Genomic DNA, 10,031 nt, shown 5'->3' with positions numbered 1-10,031 from the left:
CTACTCTTCTTCACGGCGGTCCCCTTGCTGTTGGTGTTCTTTGGCGGAACGCCCGACACCTACCACACGGCAGGAATCAAGCGGGGGACCGCCACCTCAACTTCCACGAGACCCGGGACAACCTCGTTGAGCGGTGGGTGGCGCCGCCGTCGCCATAAGGGATGCTGAGGTCGAGGTCCCGAAGTACTCATGCAGCCCGGGATCGAAGGTACGCGCGAGACTCTTCGTGACGTCGGACAAGCGCTATCTGAGCTACAGCATGCAACGATCTACCGCAGACCACGCGCCGGTAGCTTTGGTCCGGTGGCGCACCTGTTGGGGGCCGAGGCCGTACACCTGGAATATCCGAACCAGGTGGTGTTCGCCTCGCTCACGCTCGGAGTAAACGAGGGCGCGCGCATCGGCATCGTGGGCCGCAACGGCGACGGCAAATCCAGCCTGCTGGGTCTGCTGACCGGTGAGCTGCGGCCGAACTCCGGCCGCGTCACCCGGCGCAGCGGAGTGCGGGTCGGCGCACTAAGCCAGGCGGACACCCTCGACTCGCACCGCACGGTCGGCTGGACACTCGTCGGCGACCAGGCCGAACATCAATGGGCCCGAGACGCCCGCGTCCGCGACGTCGTCGACGGGCTGGTATCCGATATCGACTGGGAAGCAACGGTTTCCACGCTCAGCGGCGGCCAGCGCCGGCGTGTGCAGCTGGCCAGGCTGCTGGTGGGCGAATGGGACGTCATCGCGCTCGACGAGCCCACCAACCACCTCGACATCGAGGGCATCACCTGGCTGGCCGGCCACCTGAAACAACGCTGGGCCCGCAACACGGGCGGGCTGCTGCTGGTGACGCACGACCGCTGGTTTCTCGACGAAGCCGCCACCACAACCTGGGAGGTGCACGACGGGATCGTCGAGCCGTTCGAAGGCGGGTACGCGGCGTACGTGCTGCAGCGCGTCGAGCGGGACCGGCAGGCCGTCGTCGCCGAGGCCAAGCGGCAGAACCTGATGTGCAAAGAGCTGGCCTGGCTGCGTCGGGGCCCCCCGGCGCGCACCTCGAAGCCCAGGTTCCGGATCGAGGCGGCCAACCGGCTGATCGCCGACGTGCCCCCGCTGCGCAACACCGTCGAGCTGGCCAAGCTGGCCACAGCACGCCTGGGCAAGGACGTCGTCGATCTGCTCGACGTGTCGGTCTCGTTCGAGGGCCGCCCCGTGCTGCGTGACATCGAATGGCGGATCGCCCCGGGTGAACGCACCGGCATCGTCGGAGCCAACGGCGCCGGCAAGTCAACCCTGCTGAGATTGATCGCCGGCACAATCCAGCCGGACACCGGACGCGTCAAGCGCGGCAAAACCGTCCGTCTGGCGGTGCTCGATCAGCAGGGCGATCAGTTGACCCAATTCGCTGATGACCGCATCGCCGACGTGCTCGGCGGGCTGCGCGGCAGCTACCAGGTCGAGGGCAACGAGGTCACCCCGGCCCAACTGCTCGAGCGACTCGGCTTCGGCCGCGGCCAGCTATCCGCACGGATGAATGAGCTCTCCGGCGGTCAGCGACGCCGGTTGCAACTCATGCTCACGTTCTTATCCGAGCCGAACGTGCTGCTCCTCGACGAACCCACCAACGACGTGGACACCGACATGCTCACCGCCACCGAGGACCTGCTCGACTCCTGGGCGGGCACGTTGATCGTCGTCTCGCATGACCGGTATCTGCTCGAACGCGTCACCGATCAGCAGTACGCGATCCTGGACGGGCGGTTGCGGCATCTGCCCGGTGGGATCGACGAATACTTGCGCCTTGCTGCCCATTCCAAGCCTGCGGAACAACCAAACACCACCGCCGCCAAGCCACAGGCAATGTCCGGCGCCGATCGACGAGCCGCCGAGAAGGAGCTGGCCGCGACGGACCGTCAGCTCGCCCGCCTGGCTGATCGGATCGCGGCCAAGCACAACGAGCTCGCCGAGCACGACCAGACCGATCACGTCGAGTTGAATCGGCTGACCCAGCAGTTGCGCGAGCTCGAAGGTGAGGTCGCCGCGACGGAAGCCCGATGGTTGGAGCTGTCGGAGAGTCTCGAATAATCTTCATCGTGCATTCCGGCCCGATCGAAACGGTGGCTTGCGTCGGCTCGAGCACCACCGCGTCGAAGGGAACCTACCGGTGGATCGCCGAGCTGGAAAGCCGACCGCAAAACAGCCGGTTCCGATTCGTCAACCTGGGGGTGGGCGGTGATCTGTCGTTCAACATCGTCAGGCGTCTGCCTCGCGTGATCGGCACAGCGCCCGACCGGATAATCATCCTGATCGGAACCAACGACATCGTCGCCAGCGTCTTTCCCAACTTTCGGAGAATCATTCGAGTCTTCAAACGGCTGCCGGCGGAGCCCACCGTGCAGCGATTCGAGTGGAACCTCACGCTCATCACCCGCAGGTTGCACCAAGACACCAACGCCAGGATCGCCCTGAGTTCCCTTGCGCCCGTGGGAGAAGACCCCCATTCCAGCGATCCCGTCCAGTCACGGCTAAACGACCTGTGCGCCGCCTTCAGCGGCGTGATCCGCGACGTCGCGCTGCGGGAGGGCACTTACTACATCCCCCTGTACGAGTCGTTCTGCGATCAGCTTGTCCGCTCACGGTTTGCCAAACCGTTCACCCGGTTCTCCTTCCCGTCGTTCTACCGCGACTATCTATTCCGGGAGCTGATCCAGCGCCGCAGTTTTGACGAGATTTCCCGAATCAACGGCTGGGCATTTCACATCGACGGCATCCATCTCAACTCGCGGGGCGGCCGGATTCTGACGGAAGCCGTTCAGCAGTTCCTGGACTCGCCGGGGCCTGCACCCAGAGGAACTCGATGAGCAAACAACCGTACCGACCGGTGCGTTACCCGCCCGGCGAGGCGTTGCTGACCCTTTATCGGCGGCGAGGCCCGGTGATCAACTCCGGGCTCGGGCGGCACGGCTACACCTATCTGCTGGGCGCCGAAGCAAACAAGTTCGTGTTCGCCAACGCCGATGCGTTCAGCTGGCGGGAGACGTTTGAAAACCTGGCCATCGTCGACGGGCCCACCGCGCTGATCGTGAGCGACGGCGCGGACCACCAGCGTCGTCGCAGCGTCATCGCGCCAGGGCTGCGTCACCGGGAGATACAGAACTATGTGGGGACCATGGTGTCCACTATCGACACCGTGATCGACGGCTGGCGGCCCGGGCAACGACTGGACATCTACCAACAGTTCCGCTCGGCGGTCCGGCGCAGCACCGCCGAGTCGCTGTTCGGCCCGCGCATCGCCGCCTACTCCGACTTTCTCGGTGCACAACTGCAGCCCCTGCTGGATCTCACCCACCAGCTGCCGCAAGTCATGCACATGCAGCGGTGGGCGGAAACGCCGGCATGGAGGCGGGCGATGACCGCTCGCGCCCGCATCAACGACCTCATCGACGCCCAGATCGCCGAAGCCCGCAGCGCGCCCAGGCCCGACGACCACATGTTGACCATGCTGATCAATGGCCGCGGTGATCAAGGTTATGCGTTGAGCAACAATGAGATTCGAGATTCGATCATCTCCCTGATCACCGCCGGCTACGAGACCACCAGCGGCGCGATGGCCTGGGCCACCCACGCGCTACTGACCGTCCCGGGCGCCTGGGACGCTGCGGCCGACGAAGTCCGCCGCGTGTGCGGTGATCGACCGCCGGCCACATGGAAGCTGGCCGACCTGACCTATCTCAACGGCGTGGTCCACGAGACGCTTCGGCTGTACCCGCCCGGAGTGATCTCCGCCCGCAGGGTGATGCGCGACCTCCGGTTCGACGGACACCACATCCGCACCGGACGGTTGCTGATCTTCAGCGCCTACGTGACTCACCGAATCCCCGAGGTATGGCCCGAACCAACCGAATTCCGGCCGTCGCGCTGGGATCCCGGCTCACCGGACTACCGCAAGCCTGCACCACACGAGTTCATTCCGTTCAGCGGCGGGCTGCACCGATGTATCGGGGCAGTCATGGCGACCACCGAGATGACCGTGATGCTCGCCCGGCTGGTCACCCGGACCAGGCTCCGATTGCCCGCTCAGCGGATCCGCACCCACAACCTCGCCGCGCTGAGCCCCCGGCAGGGACTGACCGCTGAAATCGCAGAAATCGCCGACTCAGCGCCAGCGCAGTAACACGAGTTCAGAGCAGAATCCCGGACCCATCGCGATCATCAGCCCGGGGCTTCCGCTGGGCGGCGGTTTGGCGATGGTGTCACGCAAGATGTGCAGCACCGAGGCCGAGGAGAGGTTCCCGATCTCGCCCATCGAGCGCCAGGTCAACTCGAGCGCGTCCGGGGGCAACTCGAGGGTCATGGCGATCGCTTCGATGACTTTGGGACCACCGGGATGGCTGACCCAGGCTCCGATACCGTCCTTGGTGAGCCCCTGGGCGGTCAGGAACCATGTGACGTCGTCGGCCAGGTGCCGTTCGATAACACCCGTCAGCTCGGGAGACATCACAAGCTGCAGGCCGGAGGCGTTGACGTTCCAGCCCATGACATGCAGCGATTCGGGATAGAGGCGGCTGCGCGACGCGACGATGTCCGGCCCGGCGGCCTGGATCTGTCCGGCGCGACGCTCACCGACGGCCACCACCGCGGCCGCCCCATCACCGAACAGCGCGGTCGCGACCAGACCCGACACGGTTGGCTTGACCGCCGGGAACGTGAGCGAGCAGAGCTCGACCGACACCAGCACCGCGACGTCGTCGGGCGCACCGCACAGGTAGTCGTGCAGCCGGCCCACCCCGGCCGCCCCGGCCGCGCAGCCGAGTCCGAACAGCGGCATCCGGCGCACATCGGGGCGTAGGCCGACTCGTCCGGCGATCCGGGCCTCCAACGACGGCACCGCGATGCCGGTGACCGTGGTGGATGCGATCATGTCGACGTCCTGTGGCTGCAGGCCCGCCTCTTCGAGCGCGCCCAGCAATGCCTCGCAGCCGAGTTCCACCGCTTTGTCGACAAAGATTTCGTTTGTCTCGTCGAAATCGGCCAGCGACTGATATTTCTCCAGCGGCAGCACCAGGTGGCGACTGTTGACCTTGGCGCCGGCATGCATGCGGCGGGCGATCGCCTCGTGGTCTTTCAAACCGGGCAACTCGACGAATGCGTCGGTGAGTTCCTGCTGGTTATAGCGATGGGGTGGCAACGCACCGAACACACCTGCGATGACGCTCATTGCCCTGCCTCTGTGGTATTTACCGGACCGACCCGGTGTTTAAAAGTTTATGTAATTCTGCGCGTACCCGCAAAGTTAGACATATTAAACACATGCTGGATAACTCTGTTAGACACGTGTTGGATAAATTCACTGGCGGTTATTGAATTTCGTCGATTGACATCAATTATCCCTGTCATCCGCTTCGTTGAGCGCCATCGCGATCAACGCGTCGGGGCTTAGCGCATCGATGGCATCGTCGCCGACAGGTGACTCCTGCGGGGACCCTTCGGGCGTGCCGGCCAGGAGCATGAGTTTGTCGAGCAACCCGGTTCTCCGAAGTTCTTGGAGCGGAATCCTTCTCACCGCGGACCAGATCTTGTCCTCATCGGACTCTTCGCGACGGCCGTGCAGGAGTTGTTGAGCGAGATGATCGGCCAACACCGTCGGCGTGGGATAGTCGAAGATCAGCGTGCGCGACAGCGCCGCCCCAGCCAATCCGGTGTCGGCTTTGAGGCGGTTGCGCAGTTCGACCCCGGTCATCGAGTCGAAGCCGAGGTCGTGAAAAGCACGCTCGACATCGATGTCATCGGTGCTCGAGTGGCCCAAGACGGTTGCCGCATGCGCGCGCACCAACTCCAGCAGTTGACGGTGCTGCTCCGCCGGGGGCAGCTGTTGCAAACTCTCGGCCAGGCCGGCCGATCGACTCGTGCCCAGGCGCGTTGCTTCTGGCCCGCCAGATTCACCAGCGCCCAACCAAACTCGCCGCCGGACAAACCCGTACGTCGGCAACTCCACCCGCCGGGCATTCAAACCGCTTAACGCTCCAACCCAATCCACCGGCACACCCACGGTGAACAACCGACCCAGCGCGGTCAACAGCGAATCGACTTCGGCGCGATCCTTGGCCAGCGTCAACACCGCGGCCGCGTGTTCGGTTGTCGGATTTGCCAGCGACTGCTCCACGGCCGCCATCAATCCCCCGCCCGGACCCACCTCCACAAACACCGTCGCCCCCAGTGACTCGACCGTCTGCACCCCTTTTGCGAACAGCACCGGTTGACGCACATGCTCAACCCAGTACTGGGGCGACCCATACCCAGTCCCGGCCAGTTGACCGGTTACGTTGGATACCAGACTAATTCGAGGCTGTGCTACCTCGAGTTCGGCGAGCGCTTGCGCGAACCGCTGCAGCATCGGCTCCATCAACGCCGAATGAAACGCATGCGACACCGCCAACCGGTGCATGCGGCGCCCCAGACCCGCCAAGCGATCCGCCACGGCGCCCACCGCTGCTTCCTCACCCGAAATCACCACCGAATTCGGGCCGTTGACTGCCGCGATGCCGACGCGCTCTGTGAGCAACGGCGCCACTTCGTCTTCGCTGGCGGCCACCGCGACCATAGCCCCGCCGTCCGGCACACTCGCCATCAAGCGGCCCCGAGCAGCCACCACGTTGGCCGCGTCGGCCAACGACAACGCGCCGGCCACATGGGCCGCGGTGATCTCGCCCACCGAATGACCCATCACGAAATCCGGAACCACACCGCAGGATCGCAACAGCGCCGCCAGCGCCACCTGCACCGCGAACAACGCGGGCTGAGCGAACTCGGTGCTTTGCAACAGCGCCGCGTCGGCGCCCCAGATCACTTCCCGCAATGGCAAGCGCACGTGTAGATCCAACGCCGCCGCGGCCTCGTCAAAAGCCTGGGCGAACACCGGAAACCGGCCGTAAAGCTGCTGACCCATGCCCAGCCACTGCGAACCCTGCCCGGGAAACACGAACACGGTCTTGCCCACCGGGTGGGCACGCCCCGTCACCGCACCTGGACCCGGCGTACCGACAACCAGCCCGGCCAACTCCGCCGTCAGCTGCTCACGGTCAGCGCCCACCACAACGGCCCGATGCTCAAACACCGATCGGGTCGTCACCAACGACCAACCCACGTCCACCGGACTCAGGCCCGCCCCGACGCCATTCTGGCCGGTCAGCTGCGCCAGCAACCGGCCCGCCTGATTCTGCAAGGCTTCCGCGGAACGCGCAGACAGCACCCACGCGATGGTGCGACTGTTGTTATCCTGTTGGGATGCAGCACTTTCCGGCGCAGCTGAAGATTGTTCGACGATGACGTGCGCGTTGGTTCCGCCCATCCCCAACGACGAGACCCCTGCCCGCCGCGGAGCATCCGCCGTCGGCCAGGGCATCAGCGCCGTGTTGATCCGAAGCCCGAGGCTCTCGAGGTCGATCGCGGGGCGGGCATAGTTGAGACTCGGTGGTATCAAAGCGTTTTCCACCGCCAGCACCGTCTTGATCAGGCCCGCGATTCCTGCGGCGCCCCCGGTGTGGCCAATGTTGGTCTTCACCGACCCAACACTGACGGGACGCTGTCGACGCTGGGCAAAAACCTTCCCCAGCGCCGTCGCCTCGACCGGATCGCCGATTGCGGTGCCGGTTCCGTGCGCCTCGACGTAGTCGACCTGGTTGCTGTCCAGCCCCGCGCTCGACAGCGCGCGCGCAATCACGTCGGCCTGCCCCGGGACAGAGGTCACGGTCAGCCCTGTGGCGGTATGTCCGGCGTTGCCCACGGCGCTGCCGCGAATGACGGCGTGGATTCGGTCTCCGTCGTCGAGTGCGGCACGCAACGGCTTCAACAGGACAAGAGCGCCGCCTTCGCCCCGCACGTAGCCGTCGGCGCGTTCGTCGAACGCGTAGGTGTGGCCCGACGGCGATATCGCGCCGAATTCCGTTTCCAGCAGCGCCGTTTCGCTTGCAATGTTCAGATGAACCCCACCGGCGATCGCCAGCGGCGACGCACCCGTCCGCAGGCTTTCGCACGCGAGGTGCACAGCCACCAGAGAAGACGATTGTCCGGAATCGACGGTCATGCTTGGGCCCTGCAGCCCGAACGCAAAGGAGATCCTGTTGGCGATCATGCCCCGGCTGATGCCGGTAAACGAGTGATGCTCGACGTTGTCCGTAGCGACCGTCAGGAACGCGTAGTCGTCGTTCATCGCGCCGAGGTATACCGCGACGTACTCACCGTGCAGCGTCTCGGGCACCACGAATGCGTCTTCGAATGTTTCCCAGGCCAGTTCGAGCGCCAGCCGTTGCCGGGGGTCCATCGCGCGGGCCTCGCGTGGCGACAGGTTGAAGAAGTCCGCATCAAAATCGGCGACGTCGGCCGGCAGCTGCGTTACTTCGAGTCCATCGCACACGAGGCGCCAGAACTCGGCGGCGTTGGCAGCGGCGGGAAACCTGCATGCGAGCCCGATGATTGCGACGTCTGTCGGCGCCACGACATCCTCAACTCGGTGCCGGGTCATATCGGAAAGTCTTCGTCGAGGATGGCGAAGAGTTGGCTTTCGGTTGCGGTGGCGAGGTCAACGTCGTCGAGGAGGTGTGAATCGTTGCGGGCGGGCTGGGGGGCGGTGAGGTCGGTCAGGATGCTTTCGATGCGGGCCGAGAAGTGTGTCTTGTCGTCCGGGGTCCAGTCGGCTTGGTTGACGAGTGTTTGCAGCTCGCGGGCGATGTCGTTGAAACGAGCCAACCTGTCGGGTTCGTTGTCGGGCGTGCCCGTGCTGCCATTGGTGATCGGCGCGGAATCCAGCAGTCCGTCGATCTGTTCGGCCAGCGCGGCGGGGGTTGGGTAGTCGAAGATCAGGGCCGGCGAAAGGGTAAGGCCGGTAGCGGTTTTGAGGCGGTTGCGCAGTTCCACGGCGGTCAGCGAGTCAAACCCGAGGTCCTGGAACGCCACGTCGGCGTCGATATCGGCGCTGGAACGACCCAAAACGGTTGCGGCGTTGGTACACACCAACTCCACCAACAGGCTATGACGTTGTTCGGGATTCAGTCCTCGCAACCGTGCGACCAACCCCGACATCGATGCCGCAGTGTCGGTGTCCATGACCAGCCGCCGGCCCGGACGAGCGGCCAGGTCACGCAGCAACGGTGGGACGACGCCGCTTGCGCCCAGTCCTGCCGCGTCGAGGCGGGCGGCGACCAGCACCGGGCGGTCGGCCAGCATCGCGTCGTCGAACAGCTGTAACGCCCGGGACGTGGGTAGCGGTGCGAGCCCGGCCCGGGTCATGCGGGCCTTGTCGCGATCGGCCAGGTGCCGGGTCATTGCGCTGGCTTGTTCCCACAACCCCCAGGCCACCGACAACCCGGCCAGGCCGTGGGCACGCCGGTGGGCCGCCAGCCCGTCGAGAAAGTTATTGGCAGCGGCGTAGTTGCCCTGCCCCGGGGCGCCGACGATTCCGGCCATCGACGAAAACATCACGAAAGCCGACAGATCCAGATCTTGGGTGAGCTCATGCAAGTTCCACGCCCCGTCGACCTTGGCGCGCAACACCGCATCCATGCGCTCCGGCGTCAACGACGCGATCAACCCATCATCGAGCACCCCCGCGGCATGGAACACGCCGCGGAGCGGATATTGATCCGGCAATTGGGCGATCAGTACCGCGACCGCATCCCGGTCCGCCACATCACAAGCCACCACCGACACCTGCGCTCCGGCGTTTTCGAGCTCGCCCACCAACTCCGCGACACCCTCGGCGTCGGCGCCGCTGCGGCTGGCCAACACCACGTGCGCCACCCCGTAGCGGGCCACCAGATGATTCGCGACCGCTGAACCCGCCATCCCCGTACCGCCGGTGATGATCACGGTGCCGCCGGCCAGGCCACCACCTGAACCGGTCAGCACGGCGTTACCAGGCCCGTCGGGCAGGGTCAGCACCACCTTGCCGATCTGGCGGGCCTGGCTGACAAACCGATACGCCGCCGAGGCGCACCGCACATCAAAAACCTTGACCGGCAACGGCTCCAACACGCCGTCACCGA

5 protein-coding genes and 1 pseudogene are annotated in these 10,031 nt (G+C 65.4%); 3 read left to right on the top strand and 3 right to left on the bottom strand.

Annotated features, from left to right (window positions below):
* Positions 1 to 303 precede the first annotated feature (303 nt).
* The 3 genes from ACLP9N_RS35925 to ACLP9N_RS35915 are packed head-to-tail and all read left to right on the top strand — an operon-like array spanning position 304 to position 4,165.
* Positions 304 to 2,076: an ABC-F family ATP-binding cassette domain-containing protein gene (locus tag ACLP9N_RS35925; RefSeq protein WP_442411868.1), complete on the top strand. Its 1,773-nt coding sequence runs from the start codon at positions 304 to 306 to the stop codon at positions 2,074 to 2,076.
* A gap of 8 nt (positions 2,077 to 2,084) precedes the next feature.
* Positions 2,085 to 2,852, top strand: coding sequence for an SGNH/GDSL hydrolase family protein (locus ACLP9N_RS35920; protein ID WP_442411867.1), 768 nt, complete (start codon positions 2,085 to 2,087; stop codon positions 2,850 to 2,852).
* Between the two features lie 20 nt (positions 2,853 to 2,872).
* Positions 2,873 to 4,165, top strand: coding sequence for a cytochrome P450 (locus tag ACLP9N_RS35915; RefSeq protein WP_442411870.1), 1,293 nt, complete (start codon positions 2,873 to 2,875; stop codon positions 4,163 to 4,165).
* Here the strand turns inward: ACLP9N_RS35915 and ACLP9N_RS35910 are convergent.
* The 3 genes and pseudogenes from ACLP9N_RS35910 to ACLP9N_RS35900 form a co-directional block, all read right to left on the bottom strand.
* Positions 4,148 to 5,212 (bottom strand): annotated as a pseudogene (locus ACLP9N_RS35910) (type III polyketide synthase); the annotation flags it as partial. The gene ACLP9N_RS35915 and the pseudogene ACLP9N_RS35910 sit on opposite strands and share 18 nt — an antisense overlap.
* A 159-nt stretch (positions 5,213 to 5,371) precedes the next feature.
* Positions 5,372 to 8,485, bottom strand: coding sequence for a type I polyketide synthase (locus tag ACLP9N_RS35905; RefSeq protein WP_442411869.1), 3,114 nt, complete (start codon positions 8,483 to 8,485; stop codon positions 5,372 to 5,374).
* 23 nt (positions 8,486 to 8,508) lie between these two features.
* A partial coding sequence (locus tag ACLP9N_RS35900; RefSeq protein WP_442411866.1) for an SDR family NAD(P)-dependent oxidoreductase occupies positions 8,509 to 10,031 on the bottom strand: 1,523 nt, incomplete at its 5' end.

It is taken from the genome of Mycobacterium sp. (genome assembly GCF_052144515.1).
Lineage (GTDB): Bacteria > Actinomycetota > Actinomycetes > Mycobacteriales > Mycobacteriaceae > Mycobacterium.
This window is presented reverse-complemented; position numbering and strand designations above follow the sequence as displayed.